This window comes from Scandinavium lactucae (genome assembly GCF_033843265.1).
GTDB classification, from domain to species: Bacteria; Pseudomonadota; Gammaproteobacteria; order Enterobacterales; family Enterobacteriaceae; genus Scandinavium; species Scandinavium lactucae.
In genome coordinates this window covers 123,728-147,628 of record NZ_JAWXRD010000001.1, presented here as the reverse complement: position 1 = coordinate 147,628, position 23,901 = coordinate 123,728, and the positions used below count along the sequence as shown (strand labels likewise).

The window sequence follows — 23,901 nt, the reverse complement described above, 5'->3', positions numbered from 1 at the left end:
TCAGATAAACGGTGGAATTTACCCTGTGCAGAATGCAGATAATTACAGCAACGGTTCCGGCAGGGTCACCACCCACAGCTCGCTATCCGCTTCCGGTTTTTCCAGCGGCTTAATGCCGATAGTCGTTGCCACCACCTTATCGTCCACCGTCAGCTTGCCCTGATCGTTGACCCGGTAATCCTTCAGTTTTTTGCCGTCAACCGGCTGCTGCATCACTGTTTTCACCCCAAAGTCATTATCGTTAGCCACCGCCAGAGTCTTGCTATCGATCAAAGCCAGTCCTTCAGCTTTTTCCTGCTGCCAGCCGAGCTTACGCAGATCGACCGCCAGGGTTTTACTCGCCAACTGGATCCCGCGCTTGACCAGTTGATCCGCACTGTCAAATTCCGGGTATTCGCCCGGTTTATCAAACGCCGACAGATCGCTGGCCTGGCTCAAGTTCACCTTGTAGATGTTATTGCGCATCACATCGTTCTTATCGCCGCCCTGCTCTATCAGCAGGATGTGCTGGTCGTCCAGCGCCACGATATCACCAATTTTGGCATCGCTGTTTTTGTCATACACGTCGTCAATCGGATAGCCATACATCGCGGTTTTTCCAGTCGCCGGGTCGAAGCTAACCAGGCGGGTAAATAGCGCCTTTTTCTTGCTCTTGCCGTCGATATCCAGCGTGCTCTGCACCGCCGCGATAATGCGCCCGTCCGGCATCCGGGTAATGCCCTCAAAGCCACGGTTTGGCTGACGCCACTTGATGATATTCGGCAGACCACCGGCAATCGATTTCTCGCCGTCCAGCGCCTGTGGGCCGTGAATGGCGATGATTTTGCCCTTGCCGTCGACGTTAACGATGAAAGGCCCGTACTCGTCACATAGCCAGAAACCGCCTTTGCCGTCCGGGGTAATGCCTTCGGTATCCAGGCCACGATTATCCCCGGTCAGGGTTTTTAGGGTATCGCTCAGCGCCACTTCGTTGGTTGAGCCAATCATTCCGCTTTGCAGCGGCAGACCGTTGATATTGCCTTTATCGTCATGCAGCGGACGCACATTTGTGGCCTCGGCTTTGCCGCTTTCCACCCGGATAGACAGCAGCTGCGGTGCAAAATCCGGCGTCACAAAAATCTTCGCTTCGTTCTGGCCGATCTTCGGTGCATCCGCGTTCGGGCCACGATCCGTCACGGTAGCAAAAGTCAGCGCATCGCCCTGCTTGCCGGTAAACAACAGGCCAGAGCCGATCCCCACCGGCAAACCGTTTGGAAATGCGCTGGCAAACGCGCCGCTGTAGTTGATGTGCGAGCCTTCAGGGATGCTCACCACATAATGCTCCGCGGTCGGTTCCGCCGCCAGTGCAGAGAAAGATAGGGTCGTGCCGATTACCAGAGAAATAAGTTTAATTTTCATGTTGTTGTCACCTTTTTATGAATGTGAAACACCATAAGAATGGCAGATGACAGAAAGATGACGGGAAGGTGACGGTTTATGGGGAGCAGGTAGACACCATCTCAATATCGGTTATTCGCGAACATAGGATTTCGTATAATTATCAAAACTGTCAAATTGATAGTTCCCGCCAGGTATTGCAGCATCTGACGAGAACTCGCCGAAAATCCTATTTAAACGGAAATAGAAATTATGGTTAACACCAATAATATTGAGGAATGCATGAAAGCGGTAGTGTTTCCTTCCACTTTGCACAGTTATACCGTCTCTTATGGGAGCAACTATCCAAAACACGATCGTTTGCCTGCGATTATGTTGCGCGGCCAGTGGCTGGCGAAAGCCGGTTTTGAGCCCGGGCGTAAGTTGGAAGCCCGCATGATAGACGAATGCAATTTCATTACCGCTAAGAATCTGCAACCGATGCTGGAAGATACTATAATTCCAAAAATATTCGTTATAAAATTAAAAGCCATCAGAAATAAAACCGCACAAGAAAACTTCAATAGCCAAGTCCCTTTTAAGAAAGCGATATGCATTTTATTGTTTGACATGTAATTATCTTATGGAAACCTCAGTTTATTTTAAATACGATCAACCTCATAGAACATCTTTCTGAAGCCGATCGTAAAAGCGTTTTCAAGCAATAGCTTGTGCATTCCATGAGTCTTTGTAGATGATGTTTCCATCCACATATTTCCAGGTAATGGCTTCATAGCGTAAGTGAAGAGATTCTGAATGCAATCCTGTCTGATTACCTGGATACAAGACTGGGGTGATAGAAACAATTTTTACGTTATTCAATATTATATTAAAATATTCAGCTTCTAATCCTGACTCAAGGATAGTATACATTTTGATCATAGCCGACTTTAGCACCGTCCCCTCGCTAATCGCCCTGTATAGGGTCGGTGTTGTACGGTCAAACTCCTTTTGTAGGATAATTGGAGAGTGTACACGTGTTCCAGTCAGTCTTCCTGTGTTGCCATCTGTTGGAATATTCATATTATGAGTGAGGTGTTTGATTTCTATCGCACCTTCTCGCCCTAATACGCAACATGCTCCAGAAATAGGTGAATCATTCTGATCGGTTAACCAGAGATAAGCTGGATTAGACATATTTAATTCCTTTTATGAGTAAGTCACTTTTTTGACCTGTCGACCCACTGGGCAAACAGGAGACCACCGACAATAGTCATTACAATAAAAAAAAGCGTAACTAGCCATGTATCAAAATAGGCAATATAAAAAAGACAAAGGGCTGTTATAAGCCAAGAGAACATTCCTCCTAACCATCCTATCAGGCAGTCTTCAAATTTATTGCCCATGAAGTCTTTCCTCCACCCGTTTGATAATTTTATCAAACTGCGGTTGTCCTCCCTGCTGTCTTACATTTAGAGCATCAACAAAGGGCTTCATCGCTGGTTCGATCAGGAAATAAAGCAAATCATAATCCCGTGCGCGTAGTAAATCATAGATATACGGATCACTGGCCGCCAGTCTATCTGATGTTCTGATACTCCTTTCCATCATTCCACCGATTAACATGACATTTCCAATAAACAAGCTATTACGCATATTCGCAAGAAATGAAGCTTCATCGAGTATCGCATTCGTGATTTTCGATGAAAGAAGGGAGTTGGTTGATATCCTGCCCAGGACAGCAAAAACTGTTCTGCTATAAAACGCGTCTTTTTCGCCAACAGAAACATGTGTTTCAAACTCACGTAAAATTATGGTTACAGCTTCCTTTAAATGCTCATAGTTCAGAAGATCGTGTTTAACGGCTGACATCATCCTTATACGTTCAGTTTCCCGATGATATCGAGAGTGACTATCCGTATCAAAAAATCCTTGTACCAGATAGCCCAAATCCACGGGAACCGATGTTGCACCACTAATTAAACCGCTAATAGTATTAGGTGAAACAATGACATCGACGATCCTGTCTGCGATCGAAATGATATCCGACATAACACCTCCTTGTTCTACAAGCCCAAAACTCTATACCTCTGACGATGTCAAAAATTAGCGTCTTGTCGCATTTCAACCATGACATCATCACACGTTAGCCTTCCCCTACCCTTCTATTTGCCTGTTATTTACAAGCATTGCTCAACGAATAAGCGCTTTCATATAACAGTAGTTTGATCCCTGACTATATTTTTATCAGGCCAAATCTTTCACAGGACGTCTCTATGGACCACACGGCAACGGAAAACGCACCGCCGCACGCTTCCAACAAGCTTCTGCTGGCGGGTAGCGCCGTCGGGGTGGTGTTCGGTGATATCGGCACCAGCCCGTTATATACCCTGAAAACCGTGATCCTGCTCTCTGGCAGCACTCCCACGCCGGAGATAATCCTCGGCCTGCTGTCGCTGATTATCTGGACGCTGATCCTCGTGACCTCGCTGAAGTACGCGGCGTTCGCGATGCGCTTTGATAACCGGGGCGAAGGCGGGATCATGGCGCTGATGTCGCTGTTGCAGCACAACGGCAAAGGTAAAGGCCGGGGGATGATCATCTTTGCCGGACTGCTCGGGGCGGCGCTGATCTACGGCGACGGGGCGATCACGCCCGCTATTTCGGTGCTGTCAGCGCTGGAAGGGCTGAACATCGTGTTCCCCGAAGCGCAACACTACATCCTGCCCGTGACCGTCGTCATTCTGCTGGGGCTGTTTGCCATCCAACCCTTTGGCACCGCTAAAATCGGCATCGTCTTTGGTCCGATCATGATCCTGTGGTTTCTCATCCTCGCCGGGCTGGGCATCTGGGGCATTACGCAACATCCGGCGGTATTGATGGCGATAAATCCGTATTACGGCGTGCATTTTTTACTGTCGAACGGTTTGGTCAGTTTTCTGGTGCTTGGCGGTGTGTTCCTGTGTGTCACCGGGGCGGAGGCGCTGTACGCCGATATGGGGCATTTCGGTAAAAAACCGATCTGGCTGGCCTGGTTTGGCCTGGTGTTCCCCAGCCTGGTGCTGAACTATGCGGGCCAGTCTGCGCTGCTGCTCTCTGGGGCAGATATCAGTCACAACATTTTCTTCCGACTGTGCCCGCCTGCCCTGCAAATCCCGCTGGTTATCCTCGCTACACTTGCCACCATTATTGCCAGCCAGGCGATCATTACCGGGGCGTTCTCGATGACCCGCCAGACTATCCAGCTCGGCTGGCTGCCACGCCTGAACATCAAGCAGACGGCAGAAGACAACTACGGGCAGATTTATATCGGCATCGTCAACTGGCTGCTGATGTTCGCCACCCTGTTCCTCGCGGTGTTCTTCAAATCCTCCGATAACCTCGCCGCCGCGTACGGCATTGCGGTGTCGTTAACCATGCTGATGACCTCTGGCCTGCTGTATGTGGCGATGCGGCGGATTTGGCACTGGAACCGCACCGCCAGCGCGCTGGTCGCCCTGCTGTTTCTGACTATTGATGCCTGCTTCCTGGTGGCCAATATGATCAAGGTGCTGGATGGGGGTTACATCCCGCTGCTGCTGGCGACGGTTATCTGCTCGGTGATGCTGGTCTGGCACCGTGGCCGGGCGGCGACGCTGCGATCGCTGGACGATAAAGGCATGGATGTGGAAACGTTCTTTCGCTCGCTACGGGAAAACGACATTCCGCGCGGGCCGGGCGCGGCGGTGTTTTTGACCCGCTCGCAAAGCGGTATTCCGCCGGTCATGCGCTGGCATGTCACGCGTAATCGGGCGTTGCAGCAAAAGGTGCTAGCCCTGACCGTTATCGTGCTGAACGTGCCGCGAATAGCTACCCGCAACCGACTGGTGATCCGCCAGGCCGCGCCGGATTACTGGCGCGCGGTCGCCTATTATGGCTTTATGGAGCGCCCGAATATCCCGGCGTTGCAGAATGAAATCAGCCACAAAAACTGCCCGTTTGACCTGACCGACGCCACCTATTATTTAGGCCATGAAACCATCGTCGGGCGCGAAGACGGCCAGGGCATCGCCCACTGGCAGCGCCGCTGTTATGCCTTTATGGCCCGGAACTGCTCGCACGCGACACACTATTATCATCTGCCGGGCGATCAAGTGGTCGAAATCAGCCGCAGAGTCGCCGTTTAGTGCAACATTTTGCACTCCACCGCCGTCCCGCTCTATGCTTATACCTATGGATAAATTAGCTGAACTAAAACGCGCCAAACTGCTGGCGCTCTCATTGCTGCTGATTGCGGCCGCCATTTTCGTCACCACGCTATTCTTGCCGCCTGTCCCGTGGGTCGGGGCGCTGAAGGCGATATCGGAGGCGGCAATGGTTGGCGCATTGGCTGATTGGTTTGCGGTAGTGGCCTTATTTCGCCGGGTGCCGCTGCCGTTTATTTCCCGTCATACGGCGATTATCCCCCGCAATAAAGACCGGATTGGCGACAATCTCGGGCATTTCGTGCAGGAAAAATTTCTGGATACCCAGTCGCTGGTCAATTTAATTCAGAAGCATGAGCCAGCGCTGATGATTGGGAACTGGTTTAAGCAGCCTGATAACGCACAGCGCGTCGGCCAGCATCTGATCAAGGTGATGAGCGGTTTTCTTGAACTGACTGACGATTCACGGATTCAGGGATTGCTCAAACGCGCGGTGCATAAAGCGATTGATAAGGTCGACCTGACCGGCACCAGCGCGGTGATGCTGGAGAGTATGACCAAAAACAACCGCCATCAGAAGCTGCTCGACGCGCTGATTGCCCAACTGATCGCCTTGCTCCAGCGGGACAGCAGCCGCGAGTTTATCGCCCGGCAAATCATTCACTGGCTGGAGAAAGAGCATCCGCTGAAAGCCAAACTGTTGCCGACCGAATGGCTGGGCGAACACAGCGCCGAAATGGTCACCGAGGCGGTGAATACCCTGCTGGATGACGTCAGCCAGGACAGCGCCCATCAGGTGCGTCATGCCTTTGATAACGCGGTACGCAAGCTCATCGACAACCTGAAATCCGACCCGGAGATGGCCGTTAAAGCCGACAATATCAAACGCTATCTGAAAGACGATGAGGCGTTTAACCGCTATCTCGGCGAAATGTGGGCCGATCTGCGCCAGTGGCTGAAGGAGGATTTGCAAAACGAGGATTCCCGGACGCAGAAGCGGATTGCCGAAGCCGGGCAATGGTTCGGCGAAACGCTGGTGGCCGACAGCGCCCTGCGCGCCTCGCTCAACGGCCATCTCGAACAGGCCGCCCGCCGTGTAGCACCTGACTTTGCCAGATTCCTCACCCGCCACATCAGCGACACGGTCAAAAGCTGGGATGCACGGGACATGTCGCGCCAGATTGAGCTCAACATCGGCAAGGATCTGCAGTTTATCCGCATCAACGGCACGCTGGTCGGCGGCACCATTGGCCTGATTTTATGGCTGCTGTCTCAGCTCCCGGCGTTAGTGATGCCAATGATTCATTGAGGCTAACGCCCGCTGGCGCTACGCTTGCCAGGCCTACGGCTTGATAAGCGCCAGCGCCATCGGGCAAAAAAGCCCGTCACGCATTCGGGTTATTCACCACAAAGCGGGTAGCGGCGAAGCGGTTGAGGATCAGGTGCAGCAGAAAGACCATCGTTAGCGTGGTCAGCAGCGAGACCGTCACCGAGACCACGCGGTACAGATCGCTGAACACCAGGTCCTGTTCCGGGTGCAGATTTTGCCCGAACATGATGCCAATGGTAGTGATGCTGGCAAACCCAACCCCGGCCCCGACTTTTTCCATCACGTGCAGACGGGCGCTGAACGCCAGCCCGAGGCCAATCAACGGCATCATCAGCAACATGTGGCTACTGTGGTCGTAAAGCACCAGCTGCACCAGCAGGATATACAGGCAGGAGAGTACCACCCCGACCACGCGCCAGAGCGAACTCAGCACTGCGCCACGATAATGCATTGGAAACAGGATAAGCACGCCCGCCATTAACGCCGACAGCGAATCGCTCAGATCGCAGACCTGAAATATCACAAAGATAATCGTCGCCACCGTGCCGGAAAGCAGAGATTCATGGCGAACACGCGCCGCATCCTTTTCGATGCGGGGCGGCGGCTGACGCGGTTCCACGTCGGGCAGCAGAAAATGCATCAATGCGCTTAACGCCACCGCCATAATGCTGGCCTCGATGTTAGAGAACATCAGGGTGTGCCAGCTGTTGGCGGAGTAACTCATAAAATTGAGCATCACGCTCTGGCATACCACGCCCATCGAACCGAACAAAAACAGCGGCCCCTGGCTCATAAAGCGAAAGCGCATTACATACAGCGCAAACACCACCGCCGTCATCACCACTGGCCATTGCGACAGATAGCCAATAATTAGCACCATTTCGATGCAGTTCAGCACCGCGCTAAACACAAACTGGGTCGCCACATGGCGATTAATCACCGGCACCAGCGAGAGCAGCATCAGCGGATAGACCACGAAAAAGACGCCGTACTGCACGTTGTAGAAGCTCGAAATGCTGAGCGCAATCATCCCGGCGAACACTATCCGCAACGTCTGCCGAAAGTCGTTGGCGGTGTAGACGATGTTATCGTGCGGGGTGAATACGCGCGCCAGGGTATTAATAGACATAATGTAGCCAGCTCACCAGACGGATTTGCAGCCCGGAGAAGAATCGGGCAAACACCCCGTCGCTGTTATACAGCTGAACGGTGGCACGTGATCCGGTTGGCAGCATGGCATCGACGGCCTCATCCAACTCGACGTGAATGCGCATCCTTTGGGCATCACGCACCCAACGGTTCGATCTATCAGGCTGGGAAAGCTGTCCGTTGACTGCCTGCTGCCCGGCCAGGATCCCCGCATCGCTGCTGGTCACGTGGGCACGGAACACTTTCCCCGGCAGCGCGTCAAACACCACCGCCGCAGCGGTTCCTGGGCGGGTATACCGCAGACTTTTTTCACGAAAATCCGCCACGATATCGGTGTCGTGATTCACCAGCGCCACCAGCGCCGTACCTGCACTGGTGTACAGTCCGGGGCTGAGTTGCAGGTTACTCACCGTGCCGTCGGCTTCGGCGCGGATCTTCGTCCAGCCCAGATCGAGCTGCGCCTGCTCCAGCGCGTTGCGGTATTTTTGCAGCGTGACGTTGCGCTCATCATCGCGTTCGCCGCGCTGGATCCGCAGGTTATCAATGCTCGCATTCAGCGAACTGACCGCTTGCTGGCTGTTCTGCCAGGCGGTGCGAACGTTATCCAGATCCTGCTGCGACACGTTTTGCATCGTCGCCAGGCGCTGATAGCGGCTGAACGTTGCCTGATTATTGCGGGCGGTTATCTGCGCGGTCTTGAGATTGGCAAGCTGGGCGGCGATTTGCGCATCCAGCTGCTGATTGGTGAGCTTCGCCTGTTCCAGCGCGATTTGCGCGGCTTCCACCTTATTGATAAACGGCGTCGGGTCCAGTTCGTATAACACATCGCCCTTTTTCACCTGGCTGTTGTTATGGACATATACCTGCGACACGTAGCCGGAGACGCGGGCCGACACTGGCGTCACCACCCGCATCACCGTGGAGTCCGGGGTGAGGGGGATCCAGATATCGGCCACAATAAAGTAGATAAACATCAGCAGGAAAGAGGCAATACTGACCCTAACCCAGCGGGCAAATTTTTGTTCGGGACTCATCATTTTTTAGATCTTATTTATGTCGTCGCGGATATTCCGCATATTGCAGGCGAGTTGGTTAAGCGTGTCGCTAAAAGCGTCCATGACGTCGGCAGGAATATTTTCCGTCACCCGCAGTTGGCAGGCATCAATCACGTTGGTCAGCCGTTGCAGAACGTCACGGCCTTTCGGGGTCAGCGTTAACAGGCGGCATCGCTTGTCGTACGGCGATATCGTACGCAGCAGATAGCCCTGTTGTTCGAGGTGAACCAGGGTGCGCATCAGCGGCGGCAGCTCAATACCCTGCATTTCCGCCAGTTCGCTAACTGAAATGTTGTCACCCGACTGCTGGAGCTGCATGAGCGTGGTCCAGCTCGACTGCGTTAAGCCGGTATCGGTAATCGCATTATCGATAATTCCACGCCACTGGCGCACCACCATCGCCATGCGCATCCCCAATGGCCGATGGGCAAATAACGTCTGTTCCGCCATGCTATCCTCCTCACAACGTCGCGACAGAATAATACTTACCTTGATAAGTATCAAGAAACGTTCGAGTCCCGCAGCATGGAATGTGAAACAAAAAACCCGGCACGATGGCCGGGTTGAACCCTTAGCAGTAGTCGTCGCGCCGCAGGCCGACGTCTTTAAGCTGCTCGTCGCTCAGGCGGTCCAACATTCGCCGCGTCTGTCTGACCCGCCAGCTTTGCAGCGCCCAACGACCCATCAATACAAAAATCTGGAATGGCGCTTTCGCGCGATTTTCATGAAATTCCATCCTGCACCTCCCCACGCTGTCGATGCCCTATCATCGCCGCGAGCAGGCTTTACAATACAGATTCAAATTGTACTTTTCTTTAACATACAGATTCGCTAAAACAGTATCTGCACGGCGTTTTTCGCGCCTGTCTGTACTGGTTTAATCATCTGTATGGTAAGAAATGGGGATACAGCAATGACGCGTTACCAGCATCTGGCGAATATTATCGCCGACCGGATCGAACAAGGGCTGTATCGTCAGGGCGAAAAACTGCCGTCGGTGCGCAGTCTCAGTCAGGAACACGGCGTCAGTATCAGCACCGTTCAGCAGGCTTATCAGACGCTGGAAACGCTGCAGCTGGTCATGCCGCAACCGCGCTCCGGCTATTTTATTGCCCCGCGCAAAGCCCAGCCGCCGGTTCCGGCAATGTCGCGCCCGGTTCAGCGTCCGGTGGATGTCAGCCACTGGGATCAGATTTTAACCCTGCTGGATGCCCGCCATGATAAATCAATTATTCCGTTTGGCGGCGGTTCGCCGGACGTCACCCAGCCGGGGTTGAAACCGCTCTGGCGCGAGATGAGCCGCCTGGTGCAGCACAACAGCGCCGAGATCTTCAGCTATGACGAGCTGGCGGGCCGCCGGGAGCTGCGCGAACAGATAGCCCGCCTGATGCTCGACAGCGAAGCGGCGGTCAGCGCCGACGACATCATTATCACCAGCGGCTGCCACGCGGCGCTGGCGATTGCCCTGCTGTCGGTGTGCAAACCGGGGGATATCGTGGCCATCGAGTCGCCGTCGTTTTACGGCACCATGCAGCTGCTGCGCGGCTTCGACATTAAAGCCATCGAGATCCCCACCGATCCACAAACCGGGATCAGCGTGGAAGCCCTCGAACTGGCGCTCGAGCAGTGGCCCATCAAAGGGGTGATCCTCGTCCCTAATTGCAACAACCCGCTCGGCTTTATCATGCCGGATGCCCGCAAACGCGCGGTTCTCGCCCTGGCCCAACGCCACGATATCGTCATTTTCGAAGACGATGTGTATGGCGAACTGGCGAATGACTACCCGCGCCCGCGCACCATTAAATCCTGGGATATCGACGGCCGGGTGCTGCTGTGCAGCTCGTTTACCAAAACCATCGCCCCCGGCCTGCGCGTCGGCTGGATAGTGCCTGGCCGCTATCATGATCGGGTGCTGCACATGAAATATGCCGCCAGCGGCACCAACGTACCCACTACTCAGCTGGCGGTCGCGGCGTTTATACGCGAAGGCCACTACCATCGCCATTTACGCAAAATGCGCCAGATTTATCAGAGCAATATGGAGACCTACACCTGCTGGCTGCGCCAGTATTTCCCCTGCGGGATCTGCGTCACCCGGCCCGAAGGCGGGTTTATGCTGTGGGTGGAATTACCGGAAGTCGTCGATATGGTGTGTGTGGCGAAGCAGTTGTGTGAGCTGAAAATACAGGTGGCACCGGGGTCGCTATTTTCCGCGTCCGGCAAGTATCGCAACTGCCTGCGTATCAACTGCGCCCTGCCGACCAGCGACAAGCACCGTGAGGTGATGGAAAAACTTGGCGAGGCGATCCACGTAGCGATGGAGTGAATGAGGATAAAAGACAACGCCTTCACCTCACGTGGAAAATCGCCCCTCATGCCCGACGTCCCTTAAAAGCGACGTCCGGGCACTAAAAACATAATTCAAACAAATAACACACAACTCATACATAACCCACAAAAATAGCAACACATCAATAGCTTACACCGATCGCTGTCCTGCAATTGATCACTTAGCCCTATCAAAGAAACCTATTAATTATTCTCTATTGATCGACAATACCGTTATATGGTTATATTCAGCCCGTCGCTGAAAAACCTGCGCCCCATTATTCAGGCGATCAGACTGTTCCCGCCTCATTCCGAAACAGCGAATCGAAATATATCTGCAAATATCTGGCAAAGCTGTCAAACGGTGGTTATCCCGATGGTGAAGACATGGCTACACAACAATTTTATTTATCAATTAAACACCAGCAAGGCAGTGCTGTTTAACAACAACATTATCCGCGCCATCGTCGCCAGTTCGTTAGCCATTGTTCCCTTCGTCATTATTCGCGCCCTGCTTCTGGTGTGTTCCGTTATTGCCGCCCATCTGGGATGGGTCGCCTTTGCCAGTTGGCTGGAACTGCTCCAGCAAACGCTGATGGATTTTATGCCGATCCTGATGAATGCTTTTATGGCGCTGCATTGGGCGATTCGTAATCACCGTTCGGTGGTTCATTTTTTGACGGTCAACTTCTATAGCCTGCTGTTTATCAGCTGCGCCATCAGCCACGATCGGCTATTTTTTATGGATATCTCGATTCCGGTCGCGCTGTTATCCGGCCTGGTGGTCAATACATTATTAGACCAGGTCATTGGTGCGGTGGATAAGCAGCCCCGCCTGCAAACGCGCAACAAAAAACACTTCGCCCTGTTTCTGTTTTCCGTGGTGATGATTTCCGTTTTCGCCTTTGTGGTGAATACCCTGATGCAACAAATAGTGAACCCACTGGCACCGATTATCCGTCACACCCTGGAGCAGAGTTATCCGCAGAGCTTCGCCACCGGGTTGCTGTATATCGTTTTGCGCTGCATTCCGTGGCTGTTTGGCATCCACGGTTATTTCATCTTCAGCGATATCGACAGCCATTTCATCGCTGAGGCACAGGCCAATATTTCTGCCTGGCACGCGGGCCAGGGATCGCTCAATATTTTGAGTCCGGAGTTTTACAACATCTGGTGCACCATGGGCGGCACCGGCAATACCCTCAGCCTGCTGCTGTGCATATTGTTCAGTAAAGATAATTCGCATCGCCATATTTTTGGCCCGTCGCTGCCGCTGGCGATATTCAACATCAACGAACCGCTGATCTTCGGCCTGCCGATCGTCATGAACCCGCTGCTGATTATCCCTTTCGTGCTGGTGCCTGCGGTCTCCTACATCATCGCCTACGCCGCCACCGCGTGGCATCTGGTGCCTACCATTTCCGAGACGGTGAGCTGGAGTGTGCCACCGATCATCAGCACCTGGATTGGCACCAACGGCTCTCTGGCAGCCATCGCGCTGAACCTGCTGATTATCGTGGTCGGGGCGATGATCTATGCCCCCTTTATTCAGCGCTGGACCCTCAGCAAGAAGAACGCCCCGGATCAGCATCTGTTCATGCAACCCACCAATCTGGAGCTGGTCCCCGATTACCGCGCGCTGACCGAAGAGAAAGCTTATCTGGAGGCGCTGGACCGCGTGTATGCCCTGCAATCCAGTGGTCATTTCGTCCTCTACTTCCAGCCACAGGTGCGCCTGAGCGACCGACGGATCATCGGCATGGAGGCGCTTATTCGCCATCAGGGCAACGACGGTACCATCACCCCGCCCTACTTTTTAGACTATTACAACCGCCTGAACGCGATGGCCGATATCGACTTCTGGGTGATGGAACAGGCCGTGAGCTACCTGCGTGAACACCTGAGCAATTACAGCGACATGACGCTGTCGGTAAACGTTTCTCCGCAGACGCTGCATGACCCGCGGCTGTTCAACGTTATCTCGCGCATTCTGAGCGAACCGCTGCCCGCAGGCTGGACGCTGGAGATGGAGATAACCGAGTCTCAGGCGCTGACCAACCCAGAACAGGTGTCGTTTATTCTCGGCCAGCTCAAGCAGCACGGGATAAAAATTGCGCTGGATGACTTTGGGGCGGGCTATTCGACGCTCAACTACCTGACGCGCTACCCGCTGGACAAAATTAAGCTCGACCGCTCGCTGGTGCAGGGCTTAGCCACCCAAGGGGGTCTGCAGTTCTTAAATCAGGTCACCAAACTCTGTCGGCTGACCGAATGTCACGTGGTGATTGAAGGGGTGGAGACCGAAGATGAGCTACGCCAGATCCTGATCGAAGGGATTGAGACCGAGCACGAGATGGCGTTGGTGCGCTCGGTAGGCATTGAACTGGCGCAGGGCTTCTTATTCTGGCGGCCGCTGCCGATTGACGAGATGTGTCGGGTGCTGGAGAAAAATCAATGCGGCATCGATTGAGGGGATGAAGGCGACGGTGATATGAACTTTACTGTTCAGTCAAAAAATACCATCCCGGCATAAGGTTTTTCGCGACAGGCCGCCACACGCTGGGCTAAATCCCCGACGTGGAGTTCCAGCCGATGACCGTCAGGATCGAGAAAATAGAACGACTCCCCTTCGCTTTTATTGTCCTTCCACATCACCGCGCCTTGCGCTTCAAGACGTGCCACGAATCCAGCAAATTCCGAGACGGCAATGCTGAAGGCGTAGTGGGTGTAATCGCGCTTATCCGACACCTGCGTATCGACCGACAGGCACAGCCATAGCGATCCGCAGCTAAAATACGCCCCGCTATTCCAACGGGCATGCAGCCGCAGCCCCAACTGCTGCTGATAAAAATCAATGCTGCGGGCAAGGTCGGTGACCGCAAGCGTGAGATGGTTCAGACCGGTGAGCATCGCGTGGTATCCATAATGAAGTTAGCGGACAGGCAGAGTAGCATTCCTCCCCCTCGCGATCACATCCTGAACGCCGGGCGATATCGGCCCGGGGTCAATGGATGCATAATTGAGAGACTGCATTCAAGGAGATAACCATGAAGATTGCGCACGTAGCCCTGTGGACCCGCGACCTGGAGGCACAAGCCGCCTTCTGGCAGCGATATTTTGGCGGGAAAGCCAACGAAAAGTATCTCAGCAAAAACCGACCGGGTTTTGCCTCGCATTTTATTACCCTCGCCGATGGCCCAACGATTGAGTTGATGACCCTCCCTAACCTGCCCGACGCCCCCGAGAACCGCGAGTTCTGCGGCTGGGCACATATCGCCATCAACGTCGGCGACCGTCAAACCGTGGATGCGTTGGCGGATAAGGCCCGTGCAGAAGGGATTTTGAAAAGCGGCCCAAGAATGACCGGGGACGGCTACTACGAAGCGGTGATCGTCGACCCGGACGGGAATGGGGTGGAACTGGTGGGGTAAGTGGTTGTGCGGTTATCGGGGGGCGATACCCCCTATTTTAAGGCATCCTGGCATATAACCAGTAACCCGTCCTCGCCGATTCGGCAAACATGCGAATGGTTAAGGGTTCTGAGGTTTGCACCACAGGTTCTTTGGTGAACCACTTACGGTAAACACTTTCTCTTTTCCACGGATAATAGGCACCGAAATCGATCACCGAGATATCGACGTGAAATTTCTCACCAAAATCCTCAATGGCATAGGGCAGTTCGTCCCATTCAGCATAGCCTTGCAGCGGCGTATCAAGCTCAATGGGGATCGGCTTGAAAGTAAATGTGACCATGAGACCCAGTTCTCCCCGGAAAAACGCTAATACTTCACTGTCTGTCACCATATGCAGTGTTTCTGAACAGGAACAGCCATTATTGCGCTCCTTGCGGGTGATTTGTCATATAACCATTTCCCGGCTTTTGCGGATTCGATTAGCATGCCAATGGTGAAATCGGGCACATCGACTCTTTGTTTTTTGAAGGGATTCAATGAGAATTCTACTTCCGGGTAATACGTTTCCAGTTTGAAATTCCCCGGGTCGACATTGAACTCCGTGAAAAACGCATTCATTAACTCTTCGGCTTCGTCAACATCCAGACGGAAATCAAAGTGAATACTGGATTCAGCTGTATAGGTGTCATAGTTCTTTTTCCTGAACATGTACACGCCGCTATAGGGCGTAACGAGCGCAATCACCCGCTGTTCAATATCGTCTACCATAACTTATCGCTGCCTCGTGCTATCGCGTTGTAATCACGTACAGAGCAGTAAGCGATTTGTGATACATCTGCCGCCAGAACAACCTCACCAATTAGGGGAATCGTTCGGGCTACGAAGGTGCTAACTTTGCGTACCATCCTCCGTTCGACGGTCCAGGGGGTGTAACCCCCTATCCATGTTGGCATTTTTATACCGCAAGGGAACATCGTATTTTTGAGAAGACCTCTGACACGCTTTGAAACTCGCGATGTGCCGGGGATGGCGTCTTTGGGTTTTGCGCGAGTGGTCTGATTATTAACGCCGCTATAGAGAGCAGCAATGGCTGTAATATCTTTCACCCCAAAATGATTGGCCGTCGTCATTACGAACACCATGAAAAATAGCTCTGTTGCCGTCAGATTAGAATGGCCTGCATAAAAGTATGTCCCGTTTAGTTACTCTACCGTATCCACTTTCAGTCCCTTGCCGATCCTTTGTGGAACGCAATCTTAACGGCGTATTAAAAGACAATATGAGATCTAACGCTCTGAATTAAAAGAACGGAGATTTTATTTTCGGTTAATAAAATCTCCCGCTAGACATAATTACTGGAACTTATTTATTCATCCCAAGAATTAATTTGCGATGATCTATTAACTTTCCGGTCTCATCGTAATAACGGCTGGGCCCTATAAATCTGGTTTAAGAGATGCCAATAGATTTCGCTTCAACTCAGGGTCTATCCGCTCCCAGTTGAACAGCAACAATGCCAGATCGTCATCATCAGTGTAGAAATAGGCCGTCGGCACTTCAAGCGCTTTGGCGAGTTGATGCACTACTTCGATATTGGCCTGATGAACGCCCTGCTCATATCGATTGATTCTGGTGCTTGCGACAAACTCGTCTATCCCGGCAAGCATGCCGAGCTTCTTCTGCGAGAGACCTTTCGCCAGCCGTGCATGTTTCAGACGCTGGCAAAAAATCTGTTGGTAGCTAGTGGATTCGTTCATAACTACGATAGTCGTAGCTTTATACATTTCCCGATACTACGAGAAACGTAACTCATGGTGCTGGATTTCCAATACGTTTTTGTTAATTCGACTTTACTTAAAAGGTTCAGCCTGAAGAGATGTCAATAATGTGTTCTTCAACTCAGGCTCTATCCGCTCCCAGTTGAACAGCAACAATGCCAAGTCGTCATCTTCGGTATAGAAATACGCCGTCGGGACTTCCAGTGCTTTAGCGAGTTGATGCACTACTTCGATACTGGCCTGATGAACGCCCTGTTCATAACGATTGATTCTGGTGCTTGCGACAAACTCGTCTATCCCGGCAAGCATGCCGAGCTTCTTCTGCGAGAGACCTTTCGCCAGCCTTGCATGTTTCAGACGCTGGCAAAAAATCTGTTGGTGGGTAGTGGATTCATTCATAGCTACGATAGTCGTAGCTTTATATGTTTCACGATACTACGAGAAACGTAACTAATGTGACACGGTTTCCAATAAGTTCTTGTTACATAGGTCTTTCATTGAAAAATGACGAACGATCGCAAAACTACGAAATTCGTAGTTTTTGTAATGGATATAAAACTACGAATCTCGTAGCATTTCATTGTTAGCACATCACATTACTTTTCGTCGCATGGAGGGAATCATGAACAAACAAGACTGGCACCAGGCGGATATCATCGCCTCGTTACGCAAGAAAGGAACCTCACTGGCAGTGACCTGCCCCCAAGATTAGATACAACCTTCAGCTAGTAATGGACTGACCCCGCGCCGGTAGACGATCCTGCCCTATAGTTGGACTGACCCCGCCCCGGTAGACGATCCTGCCCTATAGTTTGAGCATAGGAGGAGCGTATGGGCACACCACGATTTACACCTGAATTTAAGGAAGAGGCTGTCCGTCAGATAACGGAACGCGGTTATTCCGTCGCCGAAGTATCTGACCGTCTGGGCGTTTCTGCACACAGCCTCTACAAGTGGCTACGGGCGATTAAACCCGATAACAGCGAGCAGCATGCCCGGGATTTACTGGAGGCCAAAAGCGAGATCCTGAAACTACGGGCGCAGCTAAAACGTACCGAAGAGGAACGGGATATTTTGAAAAAGGCCGCGCGGTACTTTGCAAGGGAGCCCGACTGAAGTACCGCTTTATCAATGAGCACCGCACTGTATGGGGTGTGATGACGATGTGTCGGGTACTGAATGTCGCCCGGGCCGGGTTCTATGCGTGGCTGCACAACCCGGTCTCGGCACGTGATAAAGATAACCAGCGCCTGCTGACGCTTATCCGTGACTCATATTCACTGAGCGGAGGCGTATACGGTTACCGGCGGGTTCATGGCGACCTGAACGAAATCGGGGAAACCTGCGGCAAAAACCGGGTGGGTCGTATTATGCAACTGAACCGGATCAAAGCCGTACGCGGCTATAAAGCGCCACGTCGTATCGCTGGTCGACCTTCAGTGGTTGCCCCGAATCGCGTGCAGCGGCAGTTTACTGTTGTCCGGGCCAATCAGGTCTGGGTCACCGACATCACTTACATCCGCACCTGGCAGGGCTGGTTGTATCTGGCGGTGGTTATCGATCTCTTCGCCCGTAACGTGGTCGGCTGGTCGATGAAACCCACTCTCTCACGCGAACTGGCGCTGGATGCGCTGATGATGGCGGTCTGGCGACGTAAACCCGACGGCGAGGTTATCGTGCACTCAGACCAGGGCAGCCAGTACGGCAGTGACGACTGGCAGCGCTTCTGCCGGGCCAATAACCTGGCTCCGAGCATGAGCCGGCGTGGCAACTGCTGGGATAATGCGGTGGCCGAATCGTTCTTCAGTTCACTGAAAAAAGAGCGCATCAGGAAGAGAATATACAAAACCCGGGATCTGGCCCGGGCGGATATCTTCGATTACATTGAAGTGTTCTATAACCGGTCCCGGCGCCACAGTCATCTCGGCGGCGTCAGTCCGGAGGCTTTTGAACAGGCCTCATCGTGAGGACAGAATTTGTCTACTGTCGTGGGGTCAGTCCATAATGTCGGTTGTTTTTTCTTCATATTTCCCGTTTCTCCAGTCCGCTGCAAATTCAGCCGGAGTCTGGTAGTTCAGCGAAGAATGTGGACGGCACTCGTTATAATCCTGTCGCCAGTCATTAATCGTTTTCCTGGCATGAACAATATCGCTGAACCAGTGCTCGTTCAGGCACTCATCTCTGAATCGTCCGTTAAAACTCTCAATAAATCCGTTCTGAGTCGGCTTGCCCGGCTGGATAAGACGCAGTTCCACGCCATGCTCAAAGGCCCATTGATCCAGTGCGCGGCAGGTGAACTCCGCTCCCTGATCGGTTCTTATTGTCGCCGGATAGCCCCGAAACAACGCGATGCTGTCCAGAATACGCGTGACCTGAACGCCTGAAATACCGAAAGCAGCGGTGATCGTCAGACACTCCTTCGTGAAATCATCTACACAGGTCAGGCACTTGATCCTGCGACCGTTGGCCAGTGCGTCCATAACGAAATCCATCGACCATGTAAGGTTCGGCGCATCCGGGCGAAGAAGCGGAAACCGTTCGGTCGCCAGCCCTTTACGGCGTCGTCTGCGTTTTACGCTCAGTCCATTAAGGTGGTAAATACGGTATACCCGCTTGTGATTGACGTGAAGGCCCTCCCTACGCAGCAACTGCCAGATGCGCCGATAACCAAAACGTCTGCGTTCAAGCGCCAGCTCAGTAATACGCCCTGATAAATGTGCATCAGCAGCCGGACGCTGAGCATCATAACGGCAGGTCGACAGGGACAAACCTGTAAGTCTGCAGGCACGACGTTGCGACAGACCGGTCGCATCACACATCAACATCACGGCTTCCCGCTTCTGGTCTGTCGTCAGTACTTTCGCCCCAGAGCCACCTGAAGCGCCTCCTTATCCAGCATGGCTTCGGCAAGCAGCTTCTTGAGCCTGGCGTTCTCTTCCTCAAGCGACTTCAGGCGCTTAACCTCGGGCACCTCCATACCGCCATACTTCTTACGCCAGGTGTAAAAGGTGGCGTCGGAAATGGCGTGCTTACGGCAGAGCTCACGGGCAGAAACCCCGGCTTCAGCCTCGCGGAGGATACTGATGATCTGTTCGTCGGAAAAACGCTTCTTCATAGGGATGCCCTCACGTTGCTGATGAAGACATTACTAACATCACGGTGTATTAATCAACGGGGAGCAGGTCAAGACATCCGTGCAGTGATTGCGTTGCTGTAGATGAGTTGTGGTGAAATTTCTTTTGATTGGCTAAAAGCATGAGGAAATGCAGTAGTTACAAGCAGTGCTCTGAAGCATTGTAACGGCCGAGAATGAAGCCATCTACTATGTGATACAGCATGAATATCAAGCTGTCCGCTAACACCATCTTTCCATCTTAGGTTAGGGCTGGACTAAGGAGCGTACTTGGTTAAACTGGGACGATTCGAAACTATCTTTGGCTGCTTGTACCTTTTTGTGAACATACCAACAGTCATGCAGACCAAGTTTAGTTCTTCATTCAGATGTAAAAATGAGCAGTGATTAGGAAGAAAAATGGATCATAGTGTACACAACAAGCTTATCTCTTTTATTTGGAACATTGCCGACGATTGTTTACGCGATGTGTACGTTCGAGGTAAGTACCGCGATGTGATTTTACCTATGGTGGTTTTGCGGCGTTTGGATACTTTGTTAGAGCCAACCAAGGAAGCAGTGTTGGCGGAAGTTAAGTTCCAAAAAGAAGAGATGCAAGCTACAGAGTTGGATGATGAGCCCTTAAAGGCAGCCAGTGGCTATGTGTTTTATAACACATCAAAATGGACATTGAAGTCACTATTTAACACCGCAACTAACAACCAGCAAATACTCCTGGCAAACTTTGAAGAGTACTTACTTGGCTTTAGCGACAACGTTAAAGAAATCGTTGAATGCTTTAACCTTAAGTCACAGATTCGCCACATGGCTTCGAAGCAAGTTCTGCTGGATGTGGTTGAGAAATTTGTCTCTCCCTACATCAATTTAACGCCAGAAATCGTGGAAGATCCCGATGGCAACAAGATGCCAGCCCTCACCAACTTGGGTATGGGCTATGTGTTTGAAGAGTTAATCCGTAAGTTTAATGAAGAAAACAACGAAGAAGCCGGTGAACACTTTACGCCCAGGGAAGTGATAGAGCTGATGACACACTTGGTTTTTGATCCGGTGAAGGACCAGCTTCCACTCACCATGACTGTTTACGACCCAGCTTGTGGTAGTGGCGGTATGTTGACTGAGTCTCAGAATTTCATTGAAGAGAAGTATCCCAATGACAATCGGGATATCTATCTGTATGGCAAAGAGATTAACGACGAAACCTACGCTATCTGTAAATCAGACATGATGATTAAAGGTAATAACCCTGAGAACATCAAAGTAGGCTCTACACTATCTACAGACGAGTTTGCATCCTCGCGGTTTGACTTTATGTTGTCCAACCCGCCTTACGGAAAAAGTTGGGCATCTGAGCAGAGGCACATCAAAGACGGAAGTGATGTTATTGACCTTCGCTTTAAAGTGAGCCTGAAAGACTATTGGGGTAACGTTGAAGTAGTCGATGCCACACCGCGCTCAAGTGATGGCCAGTTGCTGTTCTTAATGGAAATGGTCAACAAGATGAAAGATCCCTGCGTCAGTCCGCTCGGTAGCCGGATCGCATCTGTTCATAATGGATCATCCTTGTTTACAGGGGATGCGGGCGGTGGTGAGAGTAATATTCGCCGGTTTATTATCGAAAACGATATGCTGGACGCCATCGTTCAATTACCCAATAACCTGTTCTATAACACAGGTATTACTACCTACATTTGGGTTCTTAACAACAATAAGCTCGCCTCGCGAAAAGGCAAGGTGCAGTTGATTGATGCTAGCTTACTCTATCGCAAACTGCGCAAAAATTTAGGCAATAAAAACTGCGAATTTGCACCTGAACATATCACTGAGATCACCAAAACCTACCTTTCCTGCTTGGATGTTGAAAGGCAGTTAGATACAAACAATGACCCCATTGGTATTGCCAGCAAGGTATTTAGCAATGATGACTTTGGTTACTATAAAGTCACTATTGAACGTCCAGACCGACGTAAAGCACGCTTTACTCAGGACGCTATTGCAGCATTGCGTTTTGATAAGCAGTTTAGCGACGTCATGACGCACTTATATACCGAATATGGTGATGATGTTTATAATAACACAGGTTTCGGCAGTGATCAGAAAAAGAGTTTCCTGAAATCCATTGAGAAGGAAATCTTCGCCTGGTGTGAAGAGAACGAAATCAGCTTAAATGCAAAAGCCAGAACCAAACTACTTGATGTCAAGCATTGGGTGGCACTTAGAACCATTCTGGAAACCGCGCAAAAATTGATGTCTGACATTGGCGATAATGAATTTGATGATTTTAATGAGTTTACGAGCCTTGTTGATAAATCACTTAAAGTGAGTGGTGTGAGGTTATCTGCATCTGAGAAAAATGCCATCTTGAATGCCGTCAGTTGGTATGACGAATCAGCAAAGAAAGTAGTTAAAAAAGTCGTTAAGTTAAGCGGTGATAAATTAGATGGTCTGCTTGATCGCTATGAATGCGAAGAGGGCGACTTGCCTGATTTTGGCTACTACCCAAGCGGTAAAAAAGGCGAATACATTACTTACGAAACCAATGCTGACCTTCGTGACACTGAGTCTGTTCCATTAAAACAAAGTATTTATCAGTACTTTCTCGACGAAGTAAGACCACATGTAAATGAAGCATGGATCAACCTAGATTCGGTGAAAATTGGTTATGAAATTAACTTTAACAGATATTTCTACCGTCATAAACCTCTACGAAGTCTGGAAGAAGTGGCAACAGATATTATTAGTCTGGAGCACAAAGCGGATGGGCTAATTGCGCAGATTTTAGGTATAAAAGTCGCAGAAGTACAAGGAGAGGCATGATGGATAATTTAGTTTTAATGCCTAAGCATGAGGCATATAAAAGCTCTGGTGTTGAGTGGTTAGGAGATATTCCAAGTTCATGGAATCTAAAACCAGGGGTTGTTGCCTTTACTGAAAATAAGCGCAGTAATAAAGGAATGAAGGAAAATATCGTTTTATCTTTGAGCTATGGGAATATTGTAATCAAACCTGAAGAAAAACTCGTTGGCCTCGTTCCTGAATCCTTTGAAACATATCAATTAGTTGAACCTGGAGATATCATTATTCGTTGTACAGATCTCCAGAATGATAAAGTAAGTTTAAGAACCGGCCTGGCGAAGGACAAAGGCATTATTACAAGTGCATATCTAAACTTAAGTGTCAAAAATGGATTCAACTCTAGGTTCCTTCATTATTATTTGTATTCTTTGGATACAACCAAGGTGCTCTATAAATTTGGTTCTGGCTTGCGACAGAATTTAAGTTTTCTTGATTTTAAGCGCTTGCCAGTATTCGATATTCCAGAAACAACTCAGATCAAAATAGCGGACTTTCTCGACAAAAAAATAGCACAAATCGACGAAGCGGTAACTATCAAAGAGCAGGAAATCAACCTGCTGAAAGAGCGTAAGCAAATCATTATTCAAAAGTCAGTAACTCAAGGGCTTGACCCAAACGTACCAATGAAGGACTCAGGTGTAGACTGGATTGGTACGATTCCAGAGCACTGGGAGACAGAAAGAAGTAGATGGCTATTTCGAGAACGGAAAGAAAAGGCACGCAAAAGCGATGAACAACTAACTGCTTCTCAAAAGTATGGAGTCATATCACAACAAAAATTCATGGAGCTCGAAGGTCGACGAGTCACTCAAGTTGAGCTTAATTTTGATATACTTAAACATGTCGAGGAAAATGATTTTGTTATTAGTATGAGGAGCTTTCAGGGAGGAATTGAGTATTGTGCTTATACTGGCTGTGTTAGTTCTGCCTATGTACCATTGATCCCTTGTGAACTGGTTCATTCGCCATACTACAAACATCTTTTAAAATCTCAACGATACATTGAAGCACTTCAATGTACATCAAATTTAGTTCGAGACGGGCAAGCTTTAAGATATGAAAACTTTTGCATGGTGGATTTATTAATCGTTCCTTTTGAGGAACAGGTCGCAATTGCTAATTTCATTGACAATCAGGAAAAATTATTTCTTCGGAATATCACTATAATGAAAGATCAAATCGAAAAGCTAAAAGAATACAAAACCACACTGATCAATAGCGCCGTGACAGGAAAAATAAAAATCACGCAAGAGATGGTGGGGCAATAGGACACTGCAAGATGTTCACGGTGGATTATCAACCCAGCACGGTTAAGGCCAAGA

General features: G+C 50.8%; 22 protein-coding genes and 2 pseudogenes. 10 read left to right on the top strand and 14 right to left on the bottom strand.

Annotated features, from left to right (window positions below; genetic code table 11):
- Positions 1–42: 42 nt before the first annotated feature.
- On the bottom strand, positions 43–1,398 hold the full coding sequence (locus tag SIK69_RS00690) for an esterase-like activity of phytase family protein (RefSeq protein ID WP_319785173.1): 1,356 nt from the start codon (positions 1,396–1,398) through the stop codon (positions 43–45).
- Between the two features lie 231 nt (positions 1,399–1,629).
- Between SIK69_RS00690 and SIK69_RS00685 the strand changes: the two genes are divergently transcribed.
- Positions 1,630–1,992 (top strand): SymE family type I addiction module toxin, encoded by a 363-nt coding sequence (locus SIK69_RS00685; RefSeq protein ID WP_319785172.1) that lies wholly within the window; start codon positions 1,630–1,632, stop codon positions 1,990–1,992.
- 81 nt (positions 1,993–2,073) lie between these two features.
- Here SIK69_RS00685 and SIK69_RS00680 read toward each other — a convergent pair whose 3' ends face one another.
- Both SIK69_RS00680 and SIK69_RS00675 read right to left on the bottom strand, forming a co-directional pair.
- Positions 2,074–2,553 carry an Hcp family type VI secretion system effector gene (locus tag SIK69_RS00680; RefSeq protein ID WP_319628323.1) on the bottom strand — a complete coding sequence of 160 codons (480 nt, stop codon included), beginning with the start codon at positions 2,551–2,553 and terminating at the stop codon, positions 2,074–2,076.
- A 198-nt stretch (positions 2,554–2,751) separates the two neighbouring features.
- Positions 2,752–3,408 (bottom strand): Ssp6 family T6SS pore-forming effector, encoded by a 657-nt coding sequence (locus tag SIK69_RS00675; protein WP_319628324.1) that lies wholly within the window; start codon positions 3,406–3,408, stop codon positions 2,752–2,754.
- Between the two features lie 224 nt (positions 3,409–3,632).
- On the opposite strand from SIK69_RS00675, the gene SIK69_RS00670 reads away from it, so the two are divergent.
- A complete protein-coding gene (locus SIK69_RS00670) occupies positions 3,633–5,522 on the top strand; it encodes a potassium transporter Kup (RefSeq protein ID WP_319785171.1) in 1,890 nt (629 codons plus the stop codon).
- Between the two features lie 46 nt (positions 5,523–5,568).
- A complete protein-coding gene (locus SIK69_RS00665) occupies positions 5,569–6,849 on the top strand; it encodes a DUF445 domain-containing protein (protein WP_319628326.1) in 1,281 nt (426 codons plus the stop codon).
- A 76-nt stretch (positions 6,850–6,925) separates the two neighbouring features.
- Here SIK69_RS00665 and SIK69_RS00660 read toward each other — a convergent pair whose 3' ends face one another.
- From SIK69_RS00660 to SIK69_RS00645, 4 genes are all read right to left on the bottom strand, one after another.
- On the bottom strand, positions 6,926–7,999 hold the full coding sequence (locus SIK69_RS00660; RefSeq protein ID WP_319785170.1) for a DUF2955 domain-containing protein: 1,074 nt from the start codon (positions 7,997–7,999) through the stop codon (positions 6,926–6,928).
- Positions 7,989–9,056, bottom strand: coding sequence for an HlyD family secretion protein (locus SIK69_RS00655; protein WP_319628328.1), 1,068 nt, complete (start codon positions 9,054–9,056; stop codon positions 7,989–7,991). Before SIK69_RS00655 ends, SIK69_RS00660 begins: the two co-directional genes overlap by 11 nt.
- Positions 9,057–9,059: 3 nt before the next feature.
- Positions 9,060–9,524, bottom strand: a complete 465-nt coding sequence (locus tag SIK69_RS00650; RefSeq protein ID WP_319785169.1) for a MarR family winged helix-turn-helix transcriptional regulator — start codon at positions 9,522–9,524, stop codon at positions 9,060–9,062.
- Between the two features lie 121 nt (positions 9,525–9,645).
- Positions 9,646–9,810 (bottom strand): DUF1127 domain-containing protein, encoded by a 165-nt coding sequence (locus tag SIK69_RS00645; RefSeq protein WP_319628330.1) that lies wholly within the window; start codon positions 9,808–9,810, stop codon positions 9,646–9,648.
- Between the two features lie 177 nt (positions 9,811–9,987).
- On the opposite strand from SIK69_RS00645, the gene SIK69_RS00640 reads away from it, so the two are divergent.
- Positions 9,988–11,400 carry an aminotransferase-like domain-containing protein gene (locus tag SIK69_RS00640; protein ID WP_319628331.1) on the top strand — a complete coding sequence of 471 codons (1,413 nt, stop codon included), beginning with the start codon at positions 9,988–9,990 and terminating at the stop codon, positions 11,398–11,400.
- A 378-nt stretch (positions 11,401–11,778) separates the two neighbouring features.
- On the top strand, positions 11,779–13,872 hold the full coding sequence (locus SIK69_RS00635; RefSeq protein WP_319785168.1) for an EAL domain-containing protein: 2,094 nt from the start codon (positions 11,779–11,781) through the stop codon (positions 13,870–13,872).
- 35 nt (positions 13,873–13,907) lie between these two features.
- Here SIK69_RS00635 and fos read toward each other — a convergent pair whose 3' ends face one another.
- Entirely contained in the window at positions 13,908–14,312 is a 405-nt protein-coding gene (gene fos / locus SIK69_RS00630; protein ID WP_319628333.1) for a fosfomycin resistance glutathione transferase, read from the bottom strand.
- 137 nt (positions 14,313–14,449) lie between these two features.
- Between fos and SIK69_RS00625 the strand changes: the two genes are divergently transcribed.
- Entirely contained in the window at positions 14,450–14,833 is a 384-nt protein-coding gene (locus SIK69_RS00625) for a VOC family protein (protein WP_319628334.1), read from the top strand.
- Positions 14,834–14,870: 37 nt separating this feature from the next.
- Here SIK69_RS00625 and SIK69_RS00620 read toward each other — a convergent pair whose 3' ends face one another.
- The 5 genes and pseudogenes from SIK69_RS00620 to SIK69_RS00600 all read right to left on the bottom strand — a co-directional run bounded on the left by SIK69_RS00620 (position 14,871) and on the right by SIK69_RS00600 (position 16,992).
- The gene (locus SIK69_RS00620) at positions 14,871–15,206 is read right to left on the bottom strand and encodes a DUF1493 family protein (RefSeq protein WP_319785167.1); all 336 of its coding nucleotides are present in this window, start codon (positions 15,204–15,206) and stop codon (positions 14,871–14,873) included.
- Positions 15,207–15,259: 53 nt separating this feature from the next.
- Positions 15,260–15,583 (bottom strand): annotated as a pseudogene (locus SIK69_RS00615) (DUF1493 family protein); the annotation flags it as partial.
- Positions 15,577–16,035, bottom strand: a pseudogene (locus tag SIK69_RS00610) (STM2901 family protein). The pseudogenes SIK69_RS00615 and SIK69_RS00610, both read right to left, overlap by 7 nt.
- Before the next feature lie 216 nt (positions 16,036–16,251).
- On the bottom strand, positions 16,252–16,572 hold the full coding sequence (locus tag SIK69_RS00605; RefSeq protein WP_319785166.1) for a helix-turn-helix domain-containing protein: 321 nt from the start codon (positions 16,570–16,572) through the stop codon (positions 16,252–16,254).
- 93 nt (positions 16,573–16,665) lie between these two features.
- Positions 16,666–16,992, bottom strand: a complete 327-nt coding sequence (locus tag SIK69_RS00600; RefSeq protein WP_319785165.1) for a helix-turn-helix domain-containing protein — start codon at positions 16,990–16,992, stop codon at positions 16,666–16,668.
- A 223-nt stretch (positions 16,993–17,215) separates the two neighbouring features.
- Between SIK69_RS00600 and SIK69_RS00595 the strand changes: the two genes are divergently transcribed.
- Together SIK69_RS00595 and SIK69_RS00590 are read left to right on the top strand one after the other, a co-directional pair.
- On the top strand, positions 17,216–17,305 hold the full coding sequence (locus tag SIK69_RS00595) for a helix-turn-helix domain-containing protein (protein WP_319785164.1): 90 nt from the start codon (positions 17,216–17,218) through the stop codon (positions 17,303–17,305).
- 119 nt (positions 17,306–17,424) lie between these two features.
- A protein-coding gene (locus SIK69_RS00590) for an IS3 family transposase (protein WP_319785163.1) occupies positions 17,425–18,560 on the top strand; the annotation gives its coding sequence in 2 pieces (ribosomal slippage) (positions 17,425–17,671 and positions 17,671–18,560; 1,137 coding nt in all).
- A gap of 27 nt (positions 18,561–18,587) precedes the next feature.
- On the opposite strand, the gene SIK69_RS00585 is transcribed toward SIK69_RS00590, so the two are convergent.
- Positions 18,588–19,708 (bottom strand): IS3 family transposase gene (locus SIK69_RS00585; RefSeq protein ID WP_319785162.1). Its coding sequence is split into 2 segments (ribosomal slippage): positions 18,588–19,450 and positions 19,450–19,708, totalling 1,122 coding nucleotides; the frame shifts between segments, so codons are not numbered across the junction.
- Between the two features lie 417 nt (positions 19,709–20,125).
- On the opposite strand from SIK69_RS00585, the gene SIK69_RS00580 reads away from it, so the two are divergent.
- Positions 20,126–22,540, top strand: a complete 2,415-nt coding sequence (locus SIK69_RS00580; RefSeq protein ID WP_319785161.1) for a type I restriction-modification system subunit M — start codon at positions 20,126–20,128, stop codon at positions 22,538–22,540.
- Entirely contained in the window at positions 22,537–23,847 is a 1,311-nt protein-coding gene (locus SIK69_RS00575; protein WP_319785160.1) for a restriction endonuclease subunit S, read from the top strand. The genes SIK69_RS00580 and SIK69_RS00575 overlap by 4 nt, the downstream gene beginning before the upstream one ends.
- Positions 23,848–23,901: the final 54 nt, after the last annotated feature.

Bases quoted from the DNA above. Each gene is read 5' to 3' on its own strand.
- SIK69_RS00625 (WP_319628334.1), top strand. From the start codon at position 14,450: ATGAAGATTGCGCACGTAGCCCTGTGGACCCGCGACCTGGAGGCACAA.
- SIK69_RS00645 (WP_319628330.1), bottom strand. From the start codon at position 9,810: ATGGAATTTCATGAAAATCGCGCGAAAGCGCCATTCCAGATTTTTGTA.
- SIK69_RS00685 (WP_319785172.1), top strand. From the start codon at position 1,630: ATGGTTAACACCAATAATATTGAGGAATGCATGAAAGCGGTAGTGTTT.
- SIK69_RS00600 (WP_319785165.1), bottom strand. From the start codon at position 16,992: ATGAATGAATCCACTACCCACCAACAGATTTTTTGCCAGCGTCTGAAA.
- SIK69_RS00675 (WP_319628324.1), bottom strand. From the start codon at position 3,408: ATGTCGGATATCATTTCGATCGCAGACAGGATCGTCGATGTCATTGTT.
- SIK69_RS00660 (WP_319785170.1), bottom strand. From the start codon at position 7,999: ATGTCTATTAATACCCTGGCGCGCGTATTCACCCCGCACGATAACATC.
- SIK69_RS00665 (WP_319628326.1), top strand. From the start codon at position 5,569: ATGGATAAATTAGCTGAACTAAAACGCGCCAAACTGCTGGCGCTCTCA.
- fos (WP_319628333.1), bottom strand. From the start codon at position 14,312: ATGCTCACCGGTCTGAACCATCTCACGCTTGCGGTCACCGACCTTGCC.
- SIK69_RS00680 (WP_319628323.1), bottom strand. From the start codon at position 2,553: ATGTCTAATCCAGCTTATCTCTGGTTAACCGATCAGAATGATTCACCT.
- SIK69_RS00650 (WP_319785169.1), bottom strand. From the start codon at position 9,524: ATGGCGGAACAGACGTTATTTGCCCATCGGCCATTGGGGATGCGCATG.
- SIK69_RS00575 (WP_319785160.1), top strand. From the start codon at position 22,537: ATGATGGATAATTTAGTTTTAATGCCTAAGCATGAGGCATATAAAAGC.
- SIK69_RS00635 (WP_319785168.1), top strand. From the start codon at position 11,779: ATGGTGAAGACATGGCTACACAACAATTTTATTTATCAATTAAACACC.
- SIK69_RS00605 (WP_319785166.1), bottom strand. From the start codon at position 16,572: ATGAACGAATCCACTAGCTACCAACAGATTTTTTGCCAGCGTCTGAAA.
- SIK69_RS00670 (WP_319785171.1), top strand. From the start codon at position 3,633: ATGGACCACACGGCAACGGAAAACGCACCGCCGCACGCTTCCAACAAG.
- SIK69_RS00640 (WP_319628331.1), top strand. From the start codon at position 9,988: ATGACGCGTTACCAGCATCTGGCGAATATTATCGCCGACCGGATCGAA.
- SIK69_RS00580 (WP_319785161.1), top strand. From the start codon at position 20,126: ATGGATCATAGTGTACACAACAAGCTTATCTCTTTTATTTGGAACATT.
- SIK69_RS00595 (WP_319785164.1), top strand. From the start codon at position 17,216: ATGAACAAACAAGACTGGCACCAGGCGGATATCATCGCCTCGTTACGC.
- SIK69_RS00655 (WP_319628328.1), bottom strand. From the start codon at position 9,056: ATGATGAGTCCCGAACAAAAATTTGCCCGCTGGGTTAGGGTCAGTATT.
- SIK69_RS00620 (WP_319785167.1), bottom strand. From the start codon at position 15,206: ATGGTGACAGACAGTGAAGTATTAGCGTTTTTCCGGGGAGAACTGGGT.
- SIK69_RS00690 (WP_319785173.1), bottom strand. From the start codon at position 1,398: ATGAAAATTAAACTTATTTCTCTGGTAATCGGCACGACCCTATCTTTC.